This window comes from Pseudomonas sp. R11-23-07 (assembly GCF_003852295.1).
GTDB lineage: Bacteria > Pseudomonadota > Gammaproteobacteria > Pseudomonadales > Pseudomonadaceae > Aquipseudomonas.
Genome location: NZ_CP027761.1, coordinates 1,492,675 through 1,517,322, shown reverse-complemented (window position 1 = coordinate 1,517,322; position 24,648 = coordinate 1,492,675). Strand labels below are relative to the sequence as shown.

Sequence of the window (24,648 nt, the reverse complement as noted above, 5' to 3'; positions counted from 1 at the left end):
CTCATCCCTTACAAATCATGGTGCAAATAAGCGGCCTGTTTGGGCAGACGCAAACTGAACAGGAACGCCACCGCCATCATCGCGGTGACGTACCAGTAGAAGGTGTTTTCCATACCGATGGACTTCAGGCTCAACGCGACCACTTCCGCCGAACCGCCGAATACCGCGTTGGCCACGGCGTATGCCAGGCCCACGCCCAAGGCGCGTACCTGGGGCGGGAACATCTCCGCTTTGACCAGGCCGCTGATCGAGGTGTAGAAGCTGACGATCGCCAGGGCCAGGGTAATCAGGACAAAGGCCAGGAACGGACTGGTGACGGTTTTCAGGGTCAGCAGGATCGGCACCGTGAACAGCGTGCCGAGGCCGGCGAACCAGAGCATGGAATTGCGCCGGCCGATCTTGTCGGCCAGCATGCCGAACAGTGGCTGCATGCACATGTAGAGAAACAGCGCACCGGTCATGATGTAGCTGGACGTCTTGGCGTGCATACCGACGGTGTTCACCAGGTACTTCTGCATGTAGGTGGTGAAGGTATAGAAAATCAACGAGCCGCCGGCGGTGTAGCCCAGCACCGTGATGAACGCTTTGCCATGGTCACGGAACAGCGCGACGATACTGCCGGCGTCCTTGTCTTCGCGCATTTCCTTGCTGGTGGTTTCCTTGAGGGTGCGACGCAGCAGCAGGGAGATCACCGCCGCAATGGCGCCGATCACGAACGGAATCCGCCAGCCCCAGGCGCGCAATTCTTCTTCGGTGAGGATCTGTTGCAGGATCACCACCACCAGCACCGCCAGCAGTTGCCCGCCGATCAGTGTCACGTACTGGAACGAAGCGAAGAAACCGCGCTGGCCCTTGAGCGCCACTTCGCTCATGTAGGTGGCCGTGGTGCCGTATTCGCCACCCACCGACAAACCCTGGAACAGCCGCGCCACCAACAGCAGCGCCGGGGCCCAGGCGCCGATATCCTTGTAAGTGGGCAGGAAGGCAATGACCAGGGAGCCGGCGCACATCATCAGCACCGAGATCATCATTGAGTTCTTGCGGCCATGCTTGTCGGCCACCCGGCCAAACAGCCAGCCGCCGATGGGGCGCATCAGGAACCCGGCGGCGAATACGCCCGCGGTGTTGAGCAGTTGGACGGTGGGGTCGTCCGAGGGGAAAAACGCCGGGGCAAAGTAGATGGCGCAGAAGGCATAGACGTAGAAGTCGAACCATTCGACCAGGTTGCCGGAGGAAGCACCGACAATCGCAAAAATCCGTTTGCTGCGTTCTTCTCCGGTGTAGTGACTGGTTTTTGTTGTCATGTTTTTTACTCAATGGGAACGGTTATAGCCTAGACATACTTTGCAACAACCATGTTCCGCAAGCAGACTTTTCGGACAGTGTTGCCTGGGAGGGCCCTATCGGGGGCAAGCCCCCTCCCACACTTGATAAGCGGCGCGGTCAAAATGTGGGAGGGGGCTTGCCCCCGATGAGGCCCTCCAGCCAACTCAGTAATCGAAGAACACCGTTTCCTTATCTGTCCCTTGCAAAATCACATTCCACTGATGCACACCCGCCGCATCCGGCTTGGCAATCAAGGTGCCGCGACGCTCAGCCGGCACACACGCCAGCAGCGGGTCATCGCCATTCAACGCTTCACCGTCAAAATAAATCCGCGTCAGCAGGTGCTTCACCAACCCTCGGGCAAACACCAGCACGACCAGATGCGGCGCCTGGGTCGTGCGCCTGAGCCCCGGCACGCTGCCCGGCTTGATCGTGGTAAAGCGAAAGCGCCCTTCGGCATCCACCGGCACGCGGCCAAAGCCTTCAAAGTGGGGGTCCAGCGCTTTGTCCTGCTCGTCTTCCGGGTGGGCGTACTTGCCGGCGGCGTTCGCCTGCCAGACCTCGAGCATGGCGTCGTTGACCACCTCACCGTTGCCGTCCAGCACCTGCCCGCTGATCGCCACGCGCTCGCCGAGGGTGGCGGCGACGGTCAGGTCTTCGCGGTTGAGCCAGGTCAGGCCGATGTGGTAATACGGCCCGACGGTGTGGGACGTGGTTGCGTAAAGGCTCATCTCATTTCTCCATCGGCGTGGCGTCGCGGCCGCGCAGGACGATGTCCCAGCGGTAGCCGAGGGCATAGGAAGGAATGGTTTTTTCCAGGTCGAAACTGGCGATCAAGCGTTGCTTGGCGCGGGTGTCCGGCACGCAGTTGTAGATCGGGTCGTATTCCAGCAGCGGGTCGCCGGGGAAATACATTTGCGTGACCAACCGCGTCAGCACACTCGGGCCGAACAGCGAAAAGTGGATATGCGCCGGACGCCAGGCGTTGTGGTGGTTGCCCCACGGGTAGGCGCCGGGCTTGATGGTCTGGAACTGGTACCAGCCGTCGGCGTCGGTGACGGTGCGCCCGGTGCCGCTGAAATTCGGGTCCAGCGGCGCATCGTGCAGGTCGCGCTTGTGGTTGTAGCGACCGGCGGCGTTGGCTTGCCAGATCTCCACGAGGATGCCCGGCACCGGCAGGCCGTTCTCGTCCAGCACACGCCCGTGAATGATGATGCGCTCGCCCTGGGGCTCGCCTTCATGCTGGGCGGTGAGGTCGTTGTCCTGGGCATCGATACGCTCGGCACCGATGGTCGGGCCGGTGATTTCCGACAACGAATGGGGCAGGAACACCAACGGCTGGGACGGCGAACGCAGGTTCGTCGACTGATAGGCCGGGTGCAGGTAATCAGGTTGAGTGCCCGCTTGCGGGCGCCGGTAACCGGGTTTGTCACTCATGGAGCAATCCTCTCTTGTTAGATGCGTTCAATCGCCAGGGCCAGGCCTTGGCCGACGCCCACACACATAGTCGCCAGGCCTTTGCGGCCGCCGGTTTTTTCCAGCTGATGCAGGGCGGTCAGTACCAACCGCGCACCGCTCATGCCCAGGGGATGGCCCAGGGCGATGGCGCCGCCGTTGGGGTTGACCTGCGGCGCATCATCGGCGAGGCCCAGCTCGCGCAGCACCGCCAGGCCTTGGCTGGCGAACGCTTCGTTGAGCTCGATCACGTCAAAATCGGTGATCGCCAACCCCAGGCGCTCCACCAGCTTGCGCACCGCCGGCACCGGACCGATGCCCATCACACGCGGGGCGACGCCGGCACTGGCCATGCCCAGTACCCGGGCGCGGGCGGTGAGGCCGTGTTTTTTCACCGCCTCGCCAGAGGCCAGGATCAGCGCGGCAGCGCCATCGTTGACACCTGAGGCATTGCCGGCGGTCACGGTTTTGTCGGGACCATTCACCGGTTTGAGTTTGGCCAGCGCTTCCAGGGTGGTGTCCCGCGGATGCTCATCGTGCTCCACCAGGGTTTCGCCTTTTTTATGGGCGACCCGCACCGGTACGATTTCTTCGGCGAAGAAGCCGGCAGCTTGCGCGGCGGCGGTACGCTGCTGGCTGCGCAGGGCGAACGCGTCCTGGTCGGCGCGGGAAATGTGGTAGTCGTCGGCGACGTTATCGGCGGTCTGCGGCATCGCATCCACGCCGTACAGGGCCTTCATCAACGGGTTGATAAAGCGCCAGCCAATGGTGGTGTCTTCCAGTTTCATGCTGCGCGAAAACGCCGCATCGGCCTTGCCCATCACGAACGGCGCGCGGGACATCGACTCGACGCCACCGGCAATCGCCAACTCCATCTCGCCGCTGGCAATCGCGCGAAAGGCCGTGCCGATGGCGTCCATGCCCGAGGCGCACAGGCGGTTGAGGGTCACGCCTGGGGTGCTTTCCGGCAGACCCGCCAACAGCAGCGCCATGCGTGCCACGTTACGGTTGTCTTCGCCGGCCTGGTTGGCGCAGCCGAGGAACACTTCATCAACGGCATTCCAGTCCACCGTCGGGTTGCGCTCCATCAGTGCCTTGATCGGCAAGGCCGCCAGGTCATCGGCACGCACCGTGGACAGGCCACCGCCGAAACGACCGATGGGGGTTCGAATAGCATCACAGATAAAGACATCACGCATCAGGCTTCTCCCGGCGCTTGGCCATGGGCGGCCGCGGTGCGGGCCTCAAGGTCACGCAACGCGCTCAGTTCGACCTCCGTCGGCTCGGCGGTGGTCTCGACCTGCTCGGCAAACCGAATGGCCCAGCCGGTCGCCGCTGTCACCTGCTCACGGGTCACGCCCGGGTGCAACGCGGTGACCACGAACTCATGAGTGCCCTCTTCCGGCTCCATGATGCACAGGTCGGTAATGATGCCGACGGGACCGGCGCCCGGCAGGCCCAGGCGTTTACGCGAATCGCCACCTTCGCCGTGGCCGACCGAGGTGATGAAGTCCAGCTTGTCGACAAACGAGCGGGACGACTGTTTAAGGATGATCAACACGCTCTTGGCAGAACCGGCGATCTCCGGCGCGCCGCCGGCCCCCGGCAAACGCACCTTGGGCTGGTGATAATCGCCGACCACGGTGGTGTTGATGTTGCCGAAACGGTCAACCTGAGCCGCGCCAAGAAAGCCCACGTCGATGCGCCCGCCTTGCAGCCAGTAGCGGAAGATCTCACCGGTAGGCACCACCGTATCGGCGGTTTCCGCCAGCTCACCGTCGCCGATGGACAACGGCAGCACCGATGGCTTGGCGCCAATCGGGCCGGACTCGTAGATCAGCACCACGTCGGGCGACGAAGTCAGGCGCGCCAAGTTGGCCGCCTTGGACGGCAGGCCGATGCCGACGAAGCACACCGAGCCATTCTTGAGGCGGCGCGCGGCGGCGACGGTCATCATTTCATTGGTGGAGTAAGCCATCACTTGGCCTCCTGCGCGGTGGCCAGCTTGGCCTGGAATTCACTGAAGTCGGCGGTGCCGTGAATGTATTCGTCGATCCAGGCGGTAAAGGTCCCACGGTCGCGGGCAATAGGGTCCCACGCCTGGTAGAAACGGTTGTCCCGCTCGTTGTAGCCGTGGGCGTAGGACGGATGCGCGCCACCGGGCACGTGGCACACAGCGGTCAGGGCCCAGGTCGGCAATACACAGCTGTTCATCGGCGCGTTCAGGTCATCGACGATTTCCTCGACGGTGACGATGCAGCGCTTGGCCGCCAGGGCCGCCTCCTTCTGCACGCCGAGAATGCCCCAGAGCAGCACGTTGCCCTTGCGGTCGGCCTTCTGCGCGTGGATCACCGTGACATCCGGGCGCACCGACGGCACAGCCGCCAGCACTTCGCCAGTGAATGGGCAGGTGACGGTCTTGATCAGCGGGTTGACCTTGGGCAAGTCGGAACCGGCGTAGGCACGCAACACCGCAAACGGCAGACCGGAGGCGCCGGCAACGTAGGCATTGGCCAGGTCGGCATGGCTGTGTTCTTCGATCTCCAGTGGCTGCGGCCAGTGTTTTTCCACGGCGTCGCGCAGGCGATGCAGGGAACCCACGCCAGGGTTGCCGCCCCAGGAGAAAATCAACTTGCGCGCACAGCCGGCGCCGATCAACTGGTCGTAGATCAGATCAGGCGTCATACGCACCAGCGTCAGGTCTTTCTTGCCCTGACGAATGATTTCATGACCTGCGGCTGTAGGGATCAGGTGAGTAAAGCCTTCGAGCGCGACGGTATCGCCGTCGCTCACGAAGCGCTTGACCGCATCACGCAGGGTAAGAATTTCAGCCATGGGGTTGGGCTCCCGGTGTTGATCGAAAAAGGCGCTGAGGTGGCGCCGAAGTGCTTGAAGATTAAGCCGGGGAAATGGGTGGAACAATCCGATAATCGACTCAGTGTTCGATTATCGAACGAATTGTTGCGTACTAATCTTCTAAGCCAACGCAATTCAAATGTGGGAGGGGGCTTGCCCCCGATAGCGGTGCATCAGTCAGGAATTAGTCAACTGACCCACCGCTATCGGGAGCAAGCCCTAAATGCCAGTCAGTTAAGGCGACACCGAACCTGTGGCGAGGGAGCTTGCTCCCGCTGGACTGCGCAGCAGTCCCATTGTTTGGGGCCGCTTCGCGTCCCAGCGGGAGCAAGCTCCCTCGCCACAAGTTAGTTCTCGCTCCTGCTACTTCTTAACTGACTGGCATTAGGGCAAGCCCCCTCCCACATTTTTAGCTGTGCCAGAGGTCAGGTCGCGTCGGCATGGCTGACCATGCCTTTGATCACCACGGCAGCGGTGGCCAGCGCTGCCGGAATCACCAGCGCCGTCAGCACCTGCTCGAAATTCCAGCCCAGGCCCAGCAAGGTAGCCCCCATCCACGCTCCCAGAATTGCACCGAAACGGCCAATACCGAGCATCCACGACACGCCGGTGGCGCGGCCCTGAGTGGGGTAGAAACGCGCCGCCAGTGAGGGCATCGCCGATTGCGCACCGTTGACGCACATCCCGGCCATCAGCACCAGGGTGGCCAGTAAGGTGATATTGCCCAGGCTCTGCCCTACCGCGTAGGCAAACACCCCGGCCAGCAGATAGAAGGTGCCGATCACCTTGTGCGGGTTGAACCGATCCATCGCCCAGCCCACGCCCACTGCGCTCAATACGCCGCCAAACTGGAACAACGCGCCGATGAACGCGGCCTGTTCCATGCTGGCGCCACTGTCGCGCATCAGGGTTGGCAGCCAACTGGTGAGCAGATAAACGATCACCAGGCCCATGAAGTAGGTGAGCCACAGCAACAACGTGCCGGCGCTGTAGGTGCCGGAGAAAATCACCGCGAGCACGTTGCGTGTCTTGACGGTCTTCTGCTCCGGCACGCTGAAGGCGCTGGCCTGGGCAACGATAGCGGGCGCAATGGGAGACAGGGTCTTGCGCACCTTGTCGGTGCCACGGTTGCGCACCACCAGGTAACGCGCCGATTCCGGCAACCACACCAACAGCACGGCGGCCAGGATCAACGGCAGGATGCCGCCGATCAGCAACAGGCTGTGCCAGCCGAACGCCGGGATCAACTTGGCCGAGATAAACCCGCCACCGGCCATGCCCAGGTTGAAGCCGCAGAACATGCTGGTCACCAGCAGCGACTTGTGCCGCTCGGGCGTGTATTCAGAAAGCAGCGTAGTGGCGTTGGGCATGCCGGCGCCCAGGCCCAGGCCCGTCAGGAAACGCAACACCAGCAGTTGGTCGACATTGCTGCTGTAGGCCGATGCCAGGCTGAAGGCGCCAAACACCAGCACCGCGCCCACCAGCACGCCTTTACGCCCGAAGCGGTCGGCCAGCGGGCCGGAACCCAGCGCGCCGAACACCATGCCGATCAATGCGGCGCTCATCACCGGGCCGAGGCTGGCGCGGTCGATGCCCCAGTCCTGGGACAGCGCGGGCGCGATAAAACCCATGGCGGCGGTGTCGAGGCCGTCGAGAAAGACAATCAGGAAACACAGGATCACCACACGCCATTGATAACGCGACAACGGCTGGGCGTTGATGAAGGACTGCACGTCCAAGGTGGTACCGACAGAGGGCTGATTCATTATTTTTATTCCACACCGATGGCGGGTCAGCGACCGGGGGTCGCAGTTATTATTGGAGCGCTTGGGAGCGCTGCCGCACATTAATGAGCCAGGGGAAACAGCGTCAATCGATCAAGCCGGGATCTGTGCGGTCACCGAACACTTAGGCAAACAGTTGCGTACTCAGCTCGCGGCTGGCGCTGAGCATGCTCGGCAGGAAGCGCTGCTCCAGCTCGCTGCGGCTGACCCGCCCGGCATGGGTACTCACATTGAGTGCGGCCAACACCTGGCCGGACGCGTCGTACACCGGTACGGCGATGGAGCGCAGGCCCTGCTCCAGTTCCTGATCGACGATGCACCAGCCCTGCTGACGAACCTGTTGCAGGCATTCGAACAAGGCTTCGGGCGTGGTCAAGGTGCGACTGGTCTTGGTTTGCAGGTCGGCGTGATCGAGATAATCCTGCAGCGAGGCATCGTCCAGGGCGGCCAGCAGGATACGGCCCATGGAGGTGCAGTACGCCGGCAAGCGGCCGCCGACGGAAAGGTCCACGGAAATCAGGCGCTGAGTGGTGGCGGAACGGGCGATGTACAGAATGTCGTCGCCTTCAAGGGTCGCCATGTTGCAGGCTTCGTGAAGCTGTTCGCTCATGCGGTCCAGATAAGGCTGGGCCGACACGGCCAAGGGCGTCGATGACAGATACGCATGGCCAAGGGTCAGCACTTTGGGCAGCAACGAGTAGGTACGGCCATCGGTGGTGGCGTAACCGAGTTTGATCAAGGTGTGCAGGCAACGGCGCACGGCGGCGCGGGGGATTTCGGTGCGGTGGCTGATCTGGGCGATGGTCAGGTGACGCTTGCGCTCCTGAAACGCCTGCACCACGGCCAGGCCACGGGCCAGGGAGGTCATGAAGTCCGGATCACCCGTGAAGGCCTGGATGCGCTTGGCGGGTGAGGCCACGATCGGCGGCGCCACGGACGCGAAAGAATTGCGCAATTGATCGTTCATTGCAGGGATCCTTTTTCTTGTTTTCAACCACAGAAGGGCTGGCTGTCATTTCTAGCCGCGCCAGCAGAGATGTACAAGACGGGGCCGGCAACATTGGGCGATTATCGGACGATCATTCGATTATCGCAATTTTCAGCGGCCAAGCCTGTTTCAAAGCCTTGTGGAAGAAAAACCAGATGACCATGGATAGATATGTTCAGCCAACACTTACGTTGTGATGTAACAAAACCCGCATATGAAGTTGATACTTTTAACTTTATGCCGATAGCGTTATTCACATGCATCGCTATAATGCAGCCTGTGCAGAGGTCAGCCCAATTTACCTGTTGGGATCAGAGCTCGCCCGGCGCCGCATACTCGAGCGCAGGGTCGATTAAAGTATCGGATTGAAAAAGCGACCTAGGGTCCCCACTTCAAACTTGCACGGTCAGTCTGTTCAAGTTCGTACACCCCAAGGCCGCCTTTTGGCATGACGTTGCACTTTTATTAAACTCAACTCAATTAGGTACAACTGTGACGAAAGATGAACTGCGCGCGGAACTTGAGCGCCAGGAGCAACGTTACAAGGATGTTTACGGCGGGGAAGTCACCACCTACGCCGCCCAGCCTGAGCCGGAACGTAAGCCATGGCGCAAGCGCGCCAGCCTGCTGGACCAGGCATTCGCCCAGGAAATCCAGAAAATCGAGCAGGAACTCAAGACCGAAGAGCCCTGAGTGCTCCTCGGGTTGAGTCTTCAGGTGTTTGCTGCCTTTGCGGCCCACCACCGGCCGGGGGCAGCACGCATTGGCTGCCGCTGGTCGGCGCTCCACTGCCGCCAACGAAATTTCATACAAATGTTTCACACATGACATTTTCGTGACGAAACCGCGTCTTTCCACGCCCCTGCGTTAAAAATCAAAGACTTGCCAAAGCCCCGAAAACCCTGGGATGCGCCCATTTCAACCAGTTTTTTTCAATGTAGATTGTTACCAATGAGCAGCTAATGCATCGATTACTGAGGTTTTCTGGCATAATCGCGCCCCCTTACGACCGGGTCAGAAAACCTTCATGATCGATTTATTCAGCGGACTGGATGCTTGGGTTCTAGTGAGCCTGTTGCTCGCCCTGGCCTTTGTCCTCGCCTTCGAGTTCATCAATGGCTTTCATGACACCGCTAACGCGGTGGCCACAGTCATCTATACCAAAGCGATGCCGCCACACCTGGCGGTGTTCTTCTCCGGGGTGTTCAATTTCCTCGGCGTGCTGCTCGGTGGTGTGGGTGTCGCCTACGCCATCGTGCATTTGCTGCCGGTGGAGTTGCTGATCAATGTGAACACCGGCCATGGTCTGGCGATGGTCTTCTCGTTGTTGGCGGCGGCAATCACCTGGAACCTGGGCACCTGGTACTTCGGTATCCCGGCCTCCAGCTCCCACACGTTGATCGGCTCGATCCTCGGCGTGGGCCTGGCCAACGCCCTGATCAACGATATTCCCCTGGCTGACGGTGTGAACTGGCAGAAAGCGATCGATATCGGTGCGTCCCTGGTGTTCTCGCCGATGGCCGGTTTCCTGGTCGCAGCCCTGGTGCTGATCGGCCTGAAGTGGTGGCGCCCGCTGTCGAAGATGCACAAGACCCCGGACCAACGCCGCAAGCTTGATGACAAGAAGCACCCGCCGTTCTGGAACCGCTTGGTCCTGGTGATTTCCGCCATGGCCGTGAGCTTCGTGCACGGCTCCAACGATGGGCAGAAAGGTATCGGCCTGATCATGCTGGTGCTGATCGGTATCGTGCCGGCGCAGTTCGTGCTCGACCTGGGCAGCACCACCTACCAGATCGAACGGACCCGCGACGCCACTGTGCATCTGAGCCAGTTCTACCAGCGCAACAACGCCACCCTCGGCGAGTTCCTGGCACTGGGCAAAAGCGTGAAGGACGACCTGCCGGGCAAGTTCCAGTGCAACCCGCAGCAGACCGAGCCGACCATCAACGCGCTCGTTGACACGCTCAAAGGTGTGTCCGACTACCACTCGTTGAATGCCGACCAGCGCATTGAAGTGCGTCGCTACCTGCTCTGCCTGGACGATACCGCGAAGAAAGTCGGCAAGCTGCCTGGCCTGGATGCGCGTGAGAAGTCCGACCTCGACAAGCTGCGCAAAGACCTGACCGCCACGACCGAATACGCGCCGTTCTGGGTGATCCTCGCGGTCGCACTGGCCCTGGGCCTGGGCACCATGGTGGGCTGGAAACGCGTGGTACTGACCATCGGTGAGAAGATCGGCAAGCAAGGCATGACCTATGCCCAGGGCATGTCGGCGCAGATCACCACAGCCACCATGATCGGCTTTGCCAATATCTTCGCCCTGCCGGTGTCCACCACCCACGTGTTGTCTTCTGGCGTGGCCGGTACCATGGTCGCCAACAAAAGCGGCCTGCAAGGCGGCACGGTCAAGACCATCCTGATGGCGTGGGTGCTGACCCTGCCGGCAACCGTAGGCCTCTCGGCCGGGTTGTTCTGGCTGGCGTCCAAGGCGCTGGGCAGCTGATAGCAGGCGGCAATGAACAAGGTGCGATTCGCGAGAATCGCACCTTTTTTTATGGCCCTGATGATCGTTCCCACGCTCTGCGTGGGAACGATCGGCCAAAAAAAAAGGCGACCGAAGTCGCCCAAAATGCCTTGCGTGCCCTGTAACCCGGAAAGACTTATGGTTTTTTACGCTTGTGTGCGTCTTTCCAGATAAAAATTCCAAACCCTACAAAAAACAGCACCATGAGGCTTACGGTCAGCACTCCGGCAAATACCACATTATCGATAAACATGACCGGCCTCCTGCACTTGCCCTGTTGCGATAGGGCTAAGTTAATCGAGAAGGCGGAATGGAAAATTGACGGGGATCAATGTCGCCCTCGACGGGGCGTAAAGAAAGGCAATAACTGACCTGCATCAATGGAGGCCAGTTGATTCAGCGTTTTTTCGGCTTGTTCTTCGATTTCTTCTTGGCTTTACCCAGGGGCATGGCCTGTTCAAACGCCTGGCGCACTTCATTCAGGCGTTTGTCATTGAGATCATGCACACGCTTGGCGCGTTCGGCATTCAGGTCGATCAGCTTGTCATCATCACTCATGGCTTGGCTTACGTTATGGCGGGAATGCCGCAATAATGCGGCCTCCTCCGCTCGACGGCAAATCAGCTGGCGATCAAACCTCGATATCCACCCACAGGCCCTGGCGCGGCGCGTCTTCAATCAGCGGCGCCACGGGGACAGTATTGTCGGCGTTGAGCAGATCGCCGGGGATCGGCAGGTGCTGCGCGGGGTCCTCGCTGGCCTCACGCTGGCGCTTTTGCTGCTCTTGCTGGCGGCGCTGTTCTTCGCGCAGCAAAAAGGTCGACTGTTCGGCATCGCCTTTTTTCAGGTCGATGGTGCTCTCGTTGGAGCCTTGTTGAACCGGCACCACGGGCGGGATATCCGGCTTCTGGCGTACCGGATCGAGTTGTGACGTGACCGGCACAACGCTGACGGGCAGCATGGGTGGCAACATAATCTTGATTCTCCTGATCAACAGGCTGTCGGCGCGCCCCGGGGCGACTTGAACATTCGCTGGTCAAGCTGTGACCCAGTCGACACTTATGAGTGCCCGCCACCCGTCGATTCGCCCTGCGGGCCTGGGCGCTGACGCAGTACTTTTTGTTAGAGTCCTTGGGCGTGGAGCCTTGTTCCGTTAAGATAGTCGGCTTTTTCACGGCGGGAGTCAGGCAGCATGGCGCAGCAGTATCAACCGGGGCAACGCTGGATTAGTGACAGCGAAGCAGAGCTGGGGTTAGGCACCGTTCTGGCACAGGACGGCCGCTTGTTGACCGTGCTCTATCCGGCCACTGGCGACACCCGCCAGTATGCGCTACGGAATGCGCCCCTCACCCGCGTGAGGTTTTCGCCGGGCGACAGCATCACCCATTTCGAAGGCTGGAAGATGACCGTGCAGGAAGTCGACGACGTCGACGGCCTGCTGGTTTACCAAGGCCTCAACGGGCAGAACGAACAGGTCACCCTGCCGGAAACCCAACTGTCCAACTTCATCCAGTTCCGCCTCGCCAGCGACCGCCTGTTCGCCGGGCAGATCGACCCGCTGGCCTGGTTCTCGCTGCGTTACCACACCCTGGAACACACCAGCCGCCAATTGCAGTCCGCACTGTGGGGCCTGGGCGGCGTGCGTGCGCAACCTATCGCGCACCAACTGCACATCGCCCGTGAAGTCGCTGACCGTATTGCGCCACGGGTATTGCTGGCCGACGAAGTGGGCCTGGGCAAGACCATCGAAGCCGGCCTGGTGATCCATCGCCAACTGCTGTCGGGCCGCGCCAGCCGCGTGCTGATCCTGGTCCCGGAAAACCTGCAGCACCAGTGGCTGGTGGAAATGCGCCGGCGCTTCAACCTGCAGGTTGCGCTGTTCGACGAAGAGCGCTTTATCGAAAGCGATGCCACCAACCCGTTCGAAGACACTCAGCTGGCGCTGGTCGCCCTGGAATGGCTGGTGGACGACGAGAAGGCCCAGGACGCGCTGTTTGCCGCGGGTTGGGACCTGCTGGTGGTCGACGAAGCCCACCACCTGGTGTGGCACGAAGAAAAAGCCAGCGCCGAGTACTCGCTGGTCGAGCAACTCGCCGAAGTGATTCCCGGCGTGCTGCTGCTCACCGCTACGCCGGAACAACTGGGCCAGGACAGCCATTTCGCGCGCCTGCGCCTGCTGGACCCGAACCGTTTCCACGACCTGCACGCCTTCCGCGCCGAAAGCGAGAACTACCGCCCGGTGGCCGAAGCCGTGCAGGAGCTGCTGGACAAGGGCCGCTTGTCGCCCGCCGCGCACAAAACCATCCAGGGTTTCCTCGGCAATGAAGGCGAAGCCTTGCTTACCGCCGTCAACGATGGCGACAGCGAGGCCAGCGCGCGCCTGGTGCGTGAACTGCTCGACCGCCACGGCACCGGCCGCGTGCTGTTTCGCAACACCCGCGCCGCCGTACAGGGGTTCCCCGAGCGGAAACTGCACGCCTACCCGCTGCCTAACCCAGATGAATACATGGAGTTGCCCCTGGGCGAACATGCCGAGCTGTATCCGGAAGTCAGCTTCCAGTCGCAGCCGGACATCGAGGAAGACAACCGCTGGTGGCGCTTCGACCCGCGCGTCGAGTGGCTGATCGACCAGCTGAAAATGCTCAAGCGCACCAAGGTCCTGGTGATCTGCGCCCACGCCGAAACCGCCATGGACCTGGAAGACGCGCTGCGCGTACGCTCCGGCATTCCGGCCACGGTGTTCCACGAAGGCATGAATATCCTCGAGCGCGACCGCGCCGCGGCCTACTTCGCGGATGAAGAGTTCGGCGCCCAGGTGCTGATCTGTTCGGAAATCGGCAGTGAAGGCCGTAACTTCCAGTTCTCCCACCACCTGGTGCTGTTCGACCTGCCGTCGCACCCCGACCTGCTGGAACAGCGCATCGGCCGCCTGGACCGGATCGGCCAGAAACACGTGATCGAATTGCATGTGCCGTACCTGGAAACCAGCCCGCAAGAGCGCCTGTTCCAGTGGTACCACGAAGCGCTGAACGCATTCCTCAACACCTGCCCGACCGGCAACGCCTTGCAGCATCAGTTCGGCCCGCGCCTGCTGCCACTGCTGGAAAACGCCGACGACGGCGAATGGCAGGCCCTGATCGACGAAGCCCGTGCCGAGCGCGAGCGTCTGGAGCAGGAACTGCACACCGGTCGTGACCGCTTGCTGGAGCTCAACTCCGGCGGCGCAGGTGAAGGCGATGCGCTGGTCGAAGACATCCTCGAGCAAGACGACCAGTTCGCCCTGCCGATCTATATGGAAACCCTGTTCGACGCTTTCGGCATCGACAGCGAAGACCATTCGGAAAACGCACTGATCCTCAAGCCCAGCGAGAAGATGCTCGACGCCAGCTTCCCCTTGGGCGACGACGAAGGCGTGACCATCACCTACGACCGTAACCAGGCGCTGTCCCGTGAAGACATGCAGTTCATCACCTGGGAACACCCGATGGTGCAAGGCGGCATGGACCTGGTGCTGTCCGGTTCCATGGGCAACACCGCCGTGGCGCTGATCAAGAACAAGGCGCTCAAGCCGGGCACCGTATTGCTCGAACTGCTGTATGTCAGCGAAGTGGTTGCCCCGCGCTCGCTGCAACTGGGTCGCTACCTGCCACCGGCGGCGCTGCGCTGCCTGCTGGATGCCAACGGCAATGACCTGTCCGGCCGCGTGTCGTTCGTGACCTTGAACGAGCAGTTGGAAAGCGTGCCCCGGGCCAGCGCGAACAAATTCGTGCAGGCCCAGCGCGACCAATTGACGCCGCGCATCAATGCCGGCGAAGAGAAAATCGCCCCGCGTCACGCCGAACGTGTGGCCGAGGCCAAGCGTCGCCTGGCGGCAGACACCGACGAAGAACTGGCGCGCTTGACCGCGCTGCAAGCGGTCAACCCGACCGTGCGCGACAGCGAGCTGGTCGCCCTGCGCAACCAGCGCGAGCAAGGCCTGGCCATGCTCGACAAGGCGGCGTTGCGACTGGAAGCGATTCGGGTGTTGGTCGCGGGTTGATCCTGCGCTGAATGAGAGAGGCCCGCGCAATGCGGGCCTTTTTTATTCACTGGAAAATGACTGTGGCTGTAAGGGCCTCATCGGGGGCAAGCCCCCTCCCACACTTGACTGTATTCATAAATCAAAATGTGGGAGGGGGCTTGCCCCCGATAGAGTCACCTCGGTCTCAAGCCGTCGCCACCGCAGCCGGCACCTCCACCGCACTCAACCCCTCTTTCATCCGCTTGGCATCGCGCACAAAACTGCGCGATGCCTGGAACAGAAACAGCATGGTCAGGAACAACGCCACCGGAATCAGGTACATGGCGTCGTGCAAACCTACGGCCTTGTAGGCCTCGGTCATCTGCTCGGCCCCCGCCGCATACATCGCCGCATGCGCAAAGTGATCAGACAGCCCGCCCACCACAATCGGCCCCATGCCCCCGCCCAGCAGATACAAGCCGGCAAAGAACAACGCCATCGCCGTGGCCCGCAGGCGCGGTTCAACCACGTCCTGGATTGCCGTGTACACGCAGGTATAGAAGTTATAGGCAAATAACCAGCCCACACTGAACAGCGCGACGAACACGCCGATCTCGATACGTCCGGCGTGCAATGCCCAGGCGGTGGTGAGCGTGGAGATGATCAGACTGCACGCGGCAAACAGCAGCCGGCCATTGGCGACCCGCTGATGGATCTTGTCGGCAATCCAGCCGCCCAGGGTCAGGCCCACCAGGCCGGTCACGCCAACGATGACACCGGTGGCCACCGCTGCATCCTGCAACGGCATCAGGAAGTAACGCTGCAGCATCGGCACCAGGAACGAGTTGCACGCATAGGTGGCGAAGTTGAAGCACAGCCCGGCCAGCACCAGCCACAGGAAGGTCGGCACCGCGAGTACGCGGCGGATCGGGCGGTCGACGCGTTCCTGGGGCACTTGCACCGTTTCCGCCGCGCCGCGTTTGGGCTCCTTGATGTAGAACATGAATACCGCGAGGATCAGCCCCGGTACGGCGGCAATAAAGAACGGCGCACGCCAGCTGTCGAACGCCTTGACCATCCAGCCGGTGGTGAAGAACGCCAGCAGCAAGCCCAACGGCAGGCCCAGCATGAAAATGCCCATGGCGCGCGCGCGGCGGTGGGCGGGAAACAGATCGCCAATCAATGAATTGGCGGCGGGGGCATAGCTGGCTTCCCCGATGCCAATGCCCATGCGCACCACCAGGAAACTCCAGAAACTGCCGGCCAGGCCATTGAGCGCGGTCAGCCCGCTCCAGGCAAACAAGCCCCAGCCCATCAATTTGCTGCGCGAGCCGGTGTCGGCCAGGCGCCCCAGCGGCAGCCCGGCGATGGCATAGACGATGGTGAAAGAGGTACCGATGATGCCGAGCTGAAAGTCGCTCAGGTGCCATTCCATGCGGATCGGCTCGATGATGATCGCGGGAATGGTCCGGTCGAAGAAGTTGAACAGGTTGGCGAGGAACAGCAGGAACAGAATGCGCCAGGCATTCGCCGCTTGGGTCGAGTTCTGCATGGGTCCGTCTCTTTTATTGTTATGAGAGCTGCGATGCCCACTGCATCCTGCTCAGGTATCTGCAACATAGTCAGGCTGGCGGCGCTTGTCTGTAATGATTCGTAAAGCTGATAGGACGTGATTTCACCCGGCATTACGGGGCTTTCCCTACAAAAATATATGTGTGCGCCCCCCTTCCCAACGGCCAGCGCCCGGATAGAATGGCGAGCCTTCCCGCAGTCCCCCTTACCTATCCTTAATCGATGACGCCCATGTCCGAAGCCAGTCCGTGTCTGAATTGCGGTGCCTGCTGTTCATACTTTCGTGTGTCTTTCTTCTGGGGCGAGTGCGCCTCATCGGGCGGCACCGTGCCCGATGACCTGGTGGTGCAGATCAACCCCACCCGCGTGGCGATGATCGGCACCGACCAGAAGCCCGCACGCTGCTGCAGCCTCGAGGGTGAAGTGGGCAAAGGCACGCGCTGTTCAATTTATGAACAGCGCTCAAGCCCCTGCCGCGAGTTCGACGCCTCCTGGAGCCAGGGCGTGCAGAACGTCGATTGCGATGCTGCCCGTGCCGCCTTCGGCCTGGCGCCGCTCGACGAGCCGCTTTTTGAGCTGGATTTGCCCATCAGCGCTTAGCATCAAACGCTATGGCTGGCATGCAAAAAGAGTTGAATCAAAGTGCCATTATTCCTGGCAAATCCCGCGAGGCTTCTATACTCGACCTCATAGGTCATCGCCTGAGGCAATGACGCGACACTATGACGGGACACGCTATGGAATGGCTGGGACTGCACTTTTTCACCGACCTTCCAGACAACGGGCACTTATTACTCAATTGCAGTCATAACCCCTTTCTGGTGCTGCTGGCGTACCTGGTCGCCTGCGCGGCCGGCTTTGGCACACTGGACATGGCCGAGCGCGTCGGTCATGTCGAAGACCCCACCGCCCGCCGTCGCTGGTGTTGGTTGGGCGCCGGTTGCCTGGCGGGCGGTATCTGGTCGACCCACTTCATCAGCATGCTGGCCTTCCAGGCCCCCGTCGCCATTCATTACGAATTGCTGATGACCTTCGCCTCGTTGGTGATTGCGTTGATCGCTTCGCTGTTCGCCATGCAAACCCTCAGTCATGCGCACCTGCGGTTCCATCAGTACCTGCTGGCGTCGGTGTGGATGGGGCTGGGTATTGCGCTGATGCACTACGTCGGCATGTCAGCCATGCGTTCCCAGGCCCAGGCCTACTTCGACTCCAGGCTGCTCATGGCCTCGGTCGCGATTGCCATCGGCGCAAGCCTGGCAGCGTTGTTGTTGTCGAGCTACCTGCGCGACGGTACCGGCGTGTTTCATCAATTGCTCAAATACGCCGCCAGCCTGGTGCTGGGTGCCGGCATCCTGAGCATGCATTTCACCGGCATGGCGGCCATGCAAATGCTGATACCGGACGGCGCGGATCTTTCGTTGCCCGTCGATAACAATCCGCTGCAACTGAGCCTGTCGGTGGCGACGATCACCTTGCTGGTTATCGGCAGCAGCATCAGCGCAGCGTTGGCCGACAAAAAGCTGCAGCACAAGGAACGCGATTTGCGCCGGGTCAACGCACTGCTCAGCGAGCTGGACCAGGCCCGTGCCTCGCTGCAACAGGTAGCCCATTACGACGCGCTGACCAGCTTGCTCAACCGGCGTGGCTTCAATCAGATCTTCGCGGAAAAGGTCGCGGAAAAAACCGCGACCCGCGGCATGATGGCGGTGATCTTCCTCGACATCGATCATTTCAAGCGCATCAACGACAGCCTTGGACATGATGCCGGTGACCAGTTGCTCTCCGTGCTGGCCAGCCATATCAAAGGCTCGGTACGCAGCCATGCCGACGTGGTCGCGCGTTTTGGCGGGGATGAATTCTGCATTCTGATCAATATCCATCATCGCGACGAAGCGCGGCACATGGCCCAGCGCATCATGCAAAAAATGAAGGAACCCATCGAGTTGGCAGGCCGGCGCATGGTCATGACTACCAGCATCGGTATCAGCCTGTTTCCCGACGATGGCCAAACCTGTGAAGAACTGCTGAAAACCGCCGACCTGGCGCTTTACCAGTCCAAGGATGCTGGCCGCAATAGCCTGCACTTCTTCAGTTCCAACCTGAAAACCCGCGCTTTCCTTGAGCTGCAACTTGAAGAGCAACTGCGCGCGGCCCTGCGCGGGCGCAATGAGTTGGTGCTGTTTTATCAGCCGATCTTCGACATGAAGCTGGGCAAAGTCACGCGCCTGGAGGCCCTGGTGCGCTGGCAGCACCCACAACATGGGTTGCTGGCGCCGGACCGGTTTATCGGAATTGCCGAGAATAACGGTTTGATTGCCGAACTGGACCACTGGGTATTGCGCCAGGCTTGTCATGACTTGAGCCTGTTGTCTGATCGCGGCTATAGCGAGTTGACCATGGCCGTGAATTGCTCGGCCCTGAACCTGGCCCGTGATGAACTGGCGGATGAAATCGAAGCGGCCCTGCGCTTTGCCGGCATTGCTGCCAATCGCCTGGAGCTGGAAGTCACCGAAAACGCGTTGATGGGCAATATCAGCAGCACCCTGGCCCTGCTGCGGCAAATCCGCGCCTTGGGCGTATCCCTGGCGATCGATGACTTCGGCACCGGCTATTCATCCCTGGCCTACCTCAAGCGCCTGCCGCTCAACACCTTGAAGATCGACCGGTCGTTTATCCAGGACATACCCAGGTCCACCGCCGACAGCGAAATCGTCCAGGCCATCATTGCCATGGCTCATACGCTGCACTTGGAGGTGGTGACCGAAGGGGTGGAGACCCAGGCGCAATTCGAGCTGTTGCAGCAGCATGGCTGCGATTTCATTCAGGGTTATTTGCTGAGCCCGGCGGTGGCCTTCAGCGACATCATTGGCGTCATGCAAGGCATGCAGATACGCAACCCGCTCCACACATTCAGCGCAGACGGTAATAAAGAGGCTCCGCCGCCAAAGGAACCTGCACCGACGTGTATCAGCCCGCCTTCAGTCGTCAGGCCCATCCGCTGACGTGGCAGGCTGCCAGTAGTCAGGCGCCAATACCTTGAAACAATTTCCCAGCCTTTACGCCAGCGCTCCAACTGTTCCCGTGACGTTAACGTCACCGTCACCTGTGACCTTTCTCTACGGCAACGTGCCATCACGGGGGAAGCGGTTACTCCGCTACACACTTGCGCAGGCGCGAGCCGTGCACCCATTTGGCTCACTGGTTTCTTACGCTGCCCTCTCCTGGATCAAAATCCACGGCGAGACCACCACCGCCCACAGGCCCGGGTCACGCGTGACCAAGTCCACCGCCCGCGTCGCAGACACTTCGCCAAGACTCCCCGCAGCCAGCCAGGCAGCGACTTTGTCGCGATTGTCTTCGGCCATCGCTTCGGCCGCTTCGATCAAATCCAGGCCGGCGTCGACCCACAATAGGGCACCCTTGGCAAAGAACGGTTCAAGCTCCTTCCAGGAAATTTCGGCGGTTTCACCGAGCAGCTTGGCATAGAGGGTGCTAGGTTCTTGCGTCATGGGAGTTCACCTGAGTAAAAAATCGGCGCAATCATAACGTCGTGTCTCAGTTGGAAAAACCCAGTAGCAAATAAGCTGGCGATTGAAAGTGTCGGAAAAGCCAAGGAATGCTCGGAAGGCTGGCATTACCCCGCCGCAATTCTGTCTTTTTCTTTCATTTAAGCGACACAACCCGGTTTTGCCCCCAGCAGCCAGCTTTCCAAGCGATCAACCGGCGCTCTACACTGTACCGGTACAGTTGCCAGGCATCGCCGGGGGATATCCGAGATATCTGATCCGGTTCTGCAGCTCACAAGGCCGCTAGAACTATAAAAAATACAACAGTAAGAGTGGAGCACTATGAATAAGGCTACTAAGCAGATTTCCAAACTGTTTGCCGCTATGGTCCTGGCTGGGGTTGCCGGCCATTCGTTCGCAGCCGACACCATCAAGATCGGCATTGCCGGCCCCAAGACCGGGCCAGTAACGCAATACGGCGACATGCAATTCATGGGTGCCAAGCAGGCCATCGCCGACATCAACGCCAAGGGCGGCGTCGACGGCAAGATGCTTGAAGCCAAGGAATACGACGACGCGTGCGATCCGAAGCAAGCCGTTGCCGTCGCCAACAAAGTGGTCAACGACGGCGTCAAGTTCGTGGTCGGTCACCTGTGCTCCAGCTCCACTCAACCAGCCTCCGATATCTATGAAGACGAAGGCGTCATCATGATTACCCCGGCGGCCACCAGCCCCGAGATCACCGCCCGTGGCTACAAGCTGATCTTCCGCACCATCGGCCTCGACAGCGCCCAGGGCCCGGCGGCCGGCAACTACATCGCCGACCACGTCAAGCCGAAGATCGTTGCCGTGCTGCATGACAAGCAGCAATACGGTGAAGGCATCGCCACCGCCGTCAAGCAGACCCTCGAGAAGAAAGGCACCAAGGTTGCCGTCTTCGAAGGCCTGAACGCCGGCGACAAGGACTTCTCCTCAATCATCCAGAAACTCAAGCAAGCCAACGTCGACTTCGTCTACTACGGCGGCTACCACCCTGAGCTGGGCCTGATCCTGCGCCAAGCCAAGGAAAAAGGCCTGAACGCCAAGTTCATGGGCCCAGAGGGCGTCGGCAACGACTCCATCTCGCAAATCGCCCAGGGCGCTTCCGAAGGCCTGCTGGTGACCCTGCCTAAATCCTTCGACACCGACCCGGCCAACAAGGCCATCGTTGAAGAGTTCGCCAAGAACAAGCAGGACCCAACCGGTCCGTTCGTGTTCCCGGCCTACTCGGCCATCGAAGTGATCGCCGGCGGCATCAAGGCTGCCAAGAGCGAAGACACCGCCAAGGTGGCCGAGGCCATCCACGCGGGTACCTTCAAGACCCCGACCGGCGAGCTGAGCTTCGACGCCAAGGGCGACCTGAAGGACTTCAAGTTCGTGGTCTATGAATGGCACTTCGGCAAACCAAAAACCGAAGTATCCCCTCAGTAAGCCAGGCATTACTGGTCAACAAGCCCACTGTGAAAGCAGTGGGTTTTGTTTTACGAGGTTTATGGGCCATGTCACCCGCGATCCGGGCGCTGGCTCACCTGAAAATCTTAAAACCGTCACCAGCGGTTCGCTGGCAAACGCTTTGTGCAAATGTGCTCGCAGAACACAGCGCAGGGCCGGAACATGACTCCACCAGTGAAATGCGTATCGGGTTTTTAGGAGCGCTGTAATGCCTGAGATCTATCATTTTTTCCAACAGCTGGTTAATGGCCTGACCATTGGCAGCACCTATGCCTTGATAGCCATTGGCTACACAATGGTTTACGGCATCATTGGAATGATCAACTTCGCCCATGGCGAGGTGTACATGATTGGTTCCTACGTGGCCTTCATCGCCCTTGCCGGGCTGGCCATGATGGGTATCCACTCCCTGCCGCTGTTGATGACCGCTGCGTTCCTGGCATCGATCGTCGTGACCAGTGCCTATGGCTACAGTATCGAGCGCGTTGCCTACCGCCCCTTGCGCGGCAGCAATCGGTTGATCCCGCTGATTTCCGCCATCGGCATGTCGATTTTCCTGCAGAACACCGTATTGCTGTCCCAGGATTCCAAGGACAAGTCCATTCCCAACCTGATCCCGGGAAGCTTCTCCTTCGGCCCCGGTGGTGCGCAAGAAGTACTGATTTCCTACATGCAGATCCTGGTCTTTGTCGTCACCCTGGTGGCGATGCTCGGCCTCACGCTGTTCATTTCCCGCTCTCGTCTGGGGCGCGCCTGCCGGGCCTGCGCCGAAGACATCAAGATGGCCAACCTGTTGGGCATCAACACCAATAACATCATCGCCCTGACCTTCGTGATCGGTGCCGCGCTGGCGGCGGTCGCGGCCGTGTTGCTGAGCATGCAGTACGGCGTGATCAACCCCAACGCCGGTTTCCTGGTGGGCCTCAAGGCCTTCACCGCAGCGGTGCTGGGCGGTATCGGCAGTATTCCGGGCGCCATGCTCGGTGGGCTGGTGCTGGGCGTGGCCGAAGCCTTTGGCGCCGATATCTTCGGTGACCAATACAAGGACGTCGTGGCGTTCGGCTTGTTGGTCCTGGTGTTGTTGTTCCGTCCGACCGGCATCCTGGGCCGTCCGGAGGTTGAGAAAGTATGAGCAGATATCTTAAATCGGCGTTTTTCAGCGCCTTGCTGGTGTGGGCCGTGGCCTTCCCGGTACTCGGCCTCAAGCTGAGCATTGTCGGCATCAACCTGGAAGTGCATGGCACAGGGCCCGTGACCCTGACCATCATCGCCCTGTGCTCGGTGCTGATGTTCCTGCGCGTGCTGTTCACCCAGCAGGTCGGCGCCCTGTTCAAGGGCAACCGTGCGCCGTTGGTGTCGCCCAAGGTCAGCCAATTCCTGACCCTGCCGCGCACCCAGCGCTACATCATCATCGGCCTGATCGTGGCCGCGTTGATCTGGCCGTTCTTCGGCTCGCGCGGTGCAGTCGACATCGCCACCCTGATCCTGATCTACGTGTTGCTGGGCCTGGGCCTGAACATCGTGGTGGGCCTGGCCGGCCTGCTCGACCTGGGTTATGTGGGCTTCTATGCGGTGGGTGCCTACACCTACGCGCTGCTGTCGCACTACCTGGGTTGGAGCTTCTGGGTCTGCCTGCCACTCGCCGGTCTGATGGCGGCCACGTTCGGCTTCCTGCTGGGCTTCCCGGTGTTGCGTTTGCGCGGTGACTACCTGGCGATCGTGACCCTGGGCTTCGGTGAAATCATCCGTCTGTTCCTGCGTAACCTCACCGATATCACCGGCGGCCCCAACGGCATCAGCAGCATCCCCAAGCCGACGTTCTTCGGGCTGTCGTTCGACCGCACCGCCGCAGAGGGCATGCAGACTTTCCACGAGTACTTCGGGATTGCCTACAACCCGGTGAGCAAAGTGGTGTTCCTGTACCTGGTGGCGCTGTTGCTGGCACTGGCGGCACTGTTCGTGATCAACCGCCTGCTGCGCATGCCGATTGGCCGCGCGTGGGAAGCGCTGCGCGAAGATGAAATCGCCTGCCGTGCACTGGGCATGAACCCGACAGTCATCAAACTTTCGGCCTTCACCCTTGGGGCAACCTTCGCCGGTTTCGCTGGCAGCTTCTTCGCCGCACGCCAAGGCCTGGTGACCCCGGAGTCGTTCACGTTCATCGAGTCGGCGATCATCCTCGCCATCGTGGTACTGGGTGGCATGGGCTCGCAACTGGGTGTGATTCTGGCCGCGATCGTAATGATCCTGCTGCCGGAAATGATGCGAGAGTTCAGCGAGTACCGCATGTTGATGTTCGGCGCCATGATGGTGCTGATGATGATCTGGCGCCCTCAAGGCCTGCTGCCCATGCAACGTCCACACATGGAGCTGCGCAAATGAGCCGCGAGATCCTGAAAGTCGAAAATCTGAGCATGCGCTTCGGCGGCTTGCTCGCGGTCAACGGCGTCGCCCTGACCGTCAAAGAGAAGCAGGTCGTCGCGCTGATCGGCCCCAATGGCGCCGGCAAGACCACGGTGTTCAACTGCCTCACCGGTTTCTACAAGCCGAGCGGCGGCAGTATCCTGCTGGACGGCCAGCCGATCCAGGGCCTGGCCGGTCACGAGATCGCCCGCAAGGGCGTGGTGCGCACGTTCCAGAACGTGCGCTTGTTCAAGGACATGACAGCGGTCGAGAACCTGCTTATCGCCCAGCACCGTCACCTGAACACCAACTTCTTCGCAGGCCTGTTCAAGACCCCGGCGTTTCGCAAGAGCGAGCGTGAGGCCATGGAGTACGCGGCGTATTGGCTGGACAAGGTCAATCTCACCGAGTTCGCCAACCGCCCGGCCGGCACCCTGGCCTATGGTCAGCAACGCCGCCTGGAAATCGCCCGCTGCATGATGACCCGTCCGCGGATCCTGATGCTCGACGAACCGGCGGCGGGCTTGAACCCCAAGGAAACCGAAGACCTCAAGGCGCTGATCGGCGTGTTGCGTGAGGAAAACAACGCCACCGTGCTGTTGATCGAACACGATATGAAACTGGTCATGAGCATTTCCGACCATATCGTGGTGATCAACCAGGGCACGCCGCTCGCCGACGGGACGCCGGAGCAGATCCGTGACAATCCCGAAGTGATCAAAGCCTATCTGGGGGAAGCGTAA

General features: G+C 60.8%; 22 protein-coding genes. 9 read left to right on the top strand and 13 right to left on the bottom strand.

Features of this window, described 5'->3' with window-relative positions; genetic code table 11:
- Window positions 1-8: 8 nt before the first annotated feature.
- The 8 genes from C4J84_RS06770 to pcaR all read right to left on the bottom strand — a co-directional run bounded on the left by C4J84_RS06770 (window position 9) and on the right by pcaR (window position 8,388).
- Entirely contained in the window at window positions 9-1,304 is a 1,296-nt protein-coding gene (locus C4J84_RS06770) for an MFS family transporter (protein ID WP_065886164.1), read from the bottom strand.
- Between the two features lie 186 nt (window positions 1,305-1,490).
- Complete coding sequence (gene pcaG, locus C4J84_RS06765; protein ID WP_124369915.1) at window positions 1,491-2,057, bottom strand: protocatechuate 3,4-dioxygenase subunit alpha; 567 nt, start codon at window positions 2,055-2,057, stop codon at window positions 1,491-1,493.
- A gap of 1 nt (window position 2,058) precedes the next feature.
- Window positions 2,059-2,763, bottom strand: a complete 705-nt coding sequence (gene pcaH / locus C4J84_RS06760) for a protocatechuate 3,4-dioxygenase subunit beta (protein WP_124369914.1) — start codon at window positions 2,761-2,763, stop codon at window positions 2,059-2,061.
- 17 nt (window positions 2,764-2,780) lie between these two features.
- Window positions 2,781-3,983 (bottom strand): 3-oxoadipyl-CoA thiolase, encoded by a 1,203-nt coding sequence (gene pcaF, locus C4J84_RS06755; protein WP_177412772.1) that lies wholly within the window; start codon window positions 3,981-3,983, stop codon window positions 2,781-2,783.
- Entirely contained in the window at window positions 3,980-4,762 is a 783-nt protein-coding gene (locus C4J84_RS06750; protein ID WP_177412742.1) for a CoA-transferase subunit beta, read from the bottom strand. Before C4J84_RS06750 ends, pcaF begins: the two co-directional genes overlap by 4 nt.
- A complete protein-coding gene (locus C4J84_RS06745; protein ID WP_124366160.1) occupies window positions 4,759-5,616 on the bottom strand; it encodes a CoA transferase subunit A in 858 nt (285 codons plus the stop codon). The genes C4J84_RS06750 and C4J84_RS06745 overlap by 4 nt, the downstream gene beginning before the upstream one ends.
- 446 nt (window positions 5,617-6,062) lie before the next feature.
- Window positions 6,063-7,403, bottom strand: a complete 1,341-nt coding sequence (locus C4J84_RS06735; RefSeq protein WP_124366158.1) for an MFS transporter — start codon at window positions 7,401-7,403, stop codon at window positions 6,063-6,065.
- 142 nt (window positions 7,404-7,545) lie between these two features.
- Window positions 7,546-8,388, bottom strand: a complete 843-nt coding sequence (gene pcaR, locus C4J84_RS06730) for a pca regulon transcriptional regulator PcaR (protein ID WP_124361666.1) — start codon at window positions 8,386-8,388, stop codon at window positions 7,546-7,548.
- A gap of 513 nt (window positions 8,389-8,901) precedes the next feature.
- Between pcaR and C4J84_RS06725 the strand changes: the two genes are divergently transcribed.
- Together C4J84_RS06725 and C4J84_RS06720 are read left to right on the top strand one after the other, a co-directional pair.
- Window positions 8,902-9,102 carry a hypothetical protein gene (locus C4J84_RS06725; protein ID WP_003189295.1) on the top strand — a complete coding sequence of 67 codons (201 nt, stop codon included), beginning with the start codon at window positions 8,902-8,904 and terminating at the stop codon, window positions 9,100-9,102.
- Window positions 9,103-9,436: 334 nt separating this feature from the next.
- Window positions 9,437-10,912, top strand: coding sequence for an inorganic phosphate transporter (locus C4J84_RS06720; protein WP_124361665.1), 1,476 nt, complete (start codon window positions 9,437-9,439; stop codon window positions 10,910-10,912).
- A gap of 157 nt (window positions 10,913-11,069) precedes the next feature.
- Here C4J84_RS06720 and ccoM read toward each other — a convergent pair whose 3' ends face one another.
- From ccoM to C4J84_RS06715, 3 genes are all read right to left on the bottom strand, one after another.
- Window positions 11,070-11,186: a cytochrome c oxidase subunit CcoM gene (gene ccoM, locus C4J84_RS26600; RefSeq protein WP_034096309.1), complete on the bottom strand. Its 117-nt coding sequence runs from the start codon at window positions 11,184-11,186 to the stop codon at window positions 11,070-11,072.
- A gap of 143 nt (window positions 11,187-11,329) precedes the next feature.
- Entirely contained in the window at window positions 11,330-11,491 is a 162-nt protein-coding gene (locus C4J84_RS26225) for a hypothetical protein (protein ID WP_090408332.1), read from the bottom strand.
- 73 nt (window positions 11,492-11,564) lie between these two features.
- Window positions 11,565-11,906 (bottom strand): aspartate-semialdehyde dehydrogenase, encoded by a 342-nt coding sequence (locus C4J84_RS06715; protein ID WP_124435084.1) that lies wholly within the window; start codon window positions 11,904-11,906, stop codon window positions 11,565-11,567.
- Window positions 11,907-12,125: 219 nt separating this feature from the next.
- Between C4J84_RS06715 and rapA the strand changes: the two genes are divergently transcribed.
- A complete protein-coding gene (rapA, locus tag C4J84_RS06710) occupies window positions 12,126-14,972 on the top strand; it encodes an RNA polymerase-associated protein RapA (protein ID WP_124435083.1) in 2,847 nt (948 codons plus the stop codon).
- A 166-nt stretch (window positions 14,973-15,138) separates the two neighbouring features.
- On the opposite strand, the gene C4J84_RS06705 is transcribed toward rapA, so the two are convergent.
- Entirely contained in the window at window positions 15,139-16,485 is a 1,347-nt protein-coding gene (locus tag C4J84_RS06705; RefSeq protein WP_124435082.1) for an MFS transporter, read from the bottom strand.
- A gap of 251 nt (window positions 16,486-16,736) precedes the next feature.
- Here C4J84_RS06705 and C4J84_RS06695 point away from each other — a divergent pair, with 251 nt between their 5' ends.
- Both C4J84_RS06695 and C4J84_RS06690 read left to right on the top strand, forming a co-directional pair.
- Complete coding sequence (locus C4J84_RS06695; protein WP_124435081.1) at window positions 16,737-17,105, top strand: YkgJ family cysteine cluster protein; 369 nt, start codon at window positions 16,737-16,739, stop codon at window positions 17,103-17,105.
- Between the two features lie 137 nt (window positions 17,106-17,242).
- Entirely contained in the window at window positions 17,243-19,507 is a 2,265-nt protein-coding gene (locus tag C4J84_RS06690; protein WP_124435080.1) for a bifunctional diguanylate cyclase/phosphodiesterase, read from the top strand.
- Window positions 19,508-19,711: 204 nt separating this feature from the next.
- Here the strand turns inward: C4J84_RS06690 and C4J84_RS06685 are convergent, their stop codons facing one another.
- Window positions 19,712-20,014 (bottom strand): DUF2288 domain-containing protein, encoded by a 303-nt coding sequence (locus C4J84_RS06685; protein ID WP_124435079.1) that lies wholly within the window; start codon window positions 20,012-20,014, stop codon window positions 19,712-19,714.
- Between the two features lie 339 nt (window positions 20,015-20,353).
- Between C4J84_RS06685 and C4J84_RS06675 the strand changes: the two genes are divergently transcribed.
- The 4 genes from C4J84_RS06675 (at window position 20,354) to livG (ending at window position 24,648) form a co-directional block, all read left to right on the top strand.
- Window positions 20,354-21,481 (top strand): branched-chain amino acid ABC transporter substrate-binding protein, encoded by a 1,128-nt coding sequence (locus tag C4J84_RS06675; RefSeq protein ID WP_027604422.1) that lies wholly within the window; start codon window positions 20,354-20,356, stop codon window positions 21,479-21,481.
- Window positions 21,482-21,710: 229 nt separating this feature from the next.
- Window positions 21,711-22,634: a high-affinity branched-chain amino acid ABC transporter permease LivH gene (gene livH, locus C4J84_RS06670; RefSeq protein WP_003231100.1), complete on the top strand. Its 924-nt coding sequence runs from the start codon at window positions 21,711-21,713 to the stop codon at window positions 22,632-22,634.
- Window positions 22,631-23,884, top strand: a complete 1,254-nt coding sequence (locus C4J84_RS06665; RefSeq protein ID WP_124361657.1) for a high-affinity branched-chain amino acid ABC transporter permease LivM — start codon at window positions 22,631-22,633, stop codon at window positions 23,882-23,884. The genes livH and C4J84_RS06665 overlap by 4 nt, the downstream gene beginning before the upstream one ends.
- The gene (gene livG / locus C4J84_RS06660; protein ID WP_027604424.1) at window positions 23,881-24,648 is read left to right on the top strand and encodes a high-affinity branched-chain amino acid ABC transporter ATP-binding protein LivG; all 768 of its coding nucleotides are present in this window, start codon (window positions 23,881-23,883) and stop codon (window positions 24,646-24,648) included. Before C4J84_RS06665 ends, livG begins: the two co-directional genes overlap by 4 nt.

Excerpts from the sequence above, each read along its gene's own strand:
- C4J84_RS06770 (WP_065886164.1), bottom strand. The coding sequence starts at position 1,304 with ATGACAACAAAAACCAGTCACTACACCGGAGAAGAACGCAGCAAACGG.
- pcaG (WP_124369915.1), bottom strand. The coding sequence starts at position 2,057 with ATGAGCCTTTACGCAACCACGTCCCACACCGTCGGGCCGTATTACCAC.
- pcaH (WP_124369914.1), bottom strand. The coding sequence starts at position 2,763 with ATGAGTGACAAACCCGGTTACCGGCGCCCGCAAGCGGGCACTCAACCT.
- C4J84_RS06745 (WP_124366160.1), bottom strand. The coding sequence starts at position 5,616 with ATGGCTGAAATTCTTACCCTGCGTGATGCGGTCAAGCGCTTCGTGAGC.
- C4J84_RS06735 (WP_124366158.1), bottom strand. The coding sequence starts at position 7,403 with ATGAATCAGCCCTCTGTCGGTACCACCTTGGACGTGCAGTCCTTCATC.
- pcaR (WP_124361666.1), bottom strand. The coding sequence starts at position 8,388 with ATGAACGATCAATTGCGCAATTCTTTCGCGTCCGTGGCGCCGCCGATC.
- C4J84_RS06720 (WP_124361665.1), top strand. The coding sequence starts at position 9,437 with ATGATCGATTTATTCAGCGGACTGGATGCTTGGGTTCTAGTGAGCCTG.
- ccoM (WP_034096309.1), bottom strand. The coding sequence starts at position 11,186 with ATGTTTATCGATAATGTGGTATTTGCCGGAGTGCTGACCGTAAGCCTC.
- C4J84_RS26225 (WP_090408332.1), bottom strand. The coding sequence starts at position 11,491 with ATGAGTGATGATGACAAGCTGATCGACCTGAATGCCGAACGCGCCAAG.
- C4J84_RS06715 (WP_124435084.1), bottom strand. The coding sequence starts at position 11,906 with ATGTTGCCACCCATGCTGCCCGTCAGCGTTGTGCCGGTCACGTCACAA.
- rapA (WP_124435083.1), top strand. The coding sequence starts at position 12,126 with ATGGCGCAGCAGTATCAACCGGGGCAACGCTGGATTAGTGACAGCGAA.
- C4J84_RS06705 (WP_124435082.1), bottom strand. The coding sequence starts at position 16,485 with ATGCAGAACTCGACCCAAGCGGCGAATGCCTGGCGCATTCTGTTCCTG.
- C4J84_RS06695 (WP_124435081.1), top strand. The coding sequence starts at position 16,737 with ATGTCCGAAGCCAGTCCGTGTCTGAATTGCGGTGCCTGCTGTTCATAC.
- C4J84_RS06690 (WP_124435080.1), top strand. The coding sequence starts at position 17,243 with ATGGAATGGCTGGGACTGCACTTTTTCACCGACCTTCCAGACAACGGG.
- C4J84_RS06685 (WP_124435079.1), bottom strand. The coding sequence starts at position 20,014 with ATGACGCAAGAACCTAGCACCCTCTATGCCAAGCTGCTCGGTGAAACC.
- C4J84_RS06675 (WP_027604422.1), top strand. The coding sequence starts at position 20,354 with ATGAATAAGGCTACTAAGCAGATTTCCAAACTGTTTGCCGCTATGGTC.
- livH (WP_003231100.1), top strand. The coding sequence starts at position 21,711 with ATGCCTGAGATCTATCATTTTTTCCAACAGCTGGTTAATGGCCTGACC.
- C4J84_RS06665 (WP_124361657.1), top strand. The coding sequence starts at position 22,631 with ATGAGCAGATATCTTAAATCGGCGTTTTTCAGCGCCTTGCTGGTGTGG.
- livG (WP_027604424.1), top strand. The coding sequence starts at position 23,881 with ATGAGCCGCGAGATCCTGAAAGTCGAAAATCTGAGCATGCGCTTCGGC.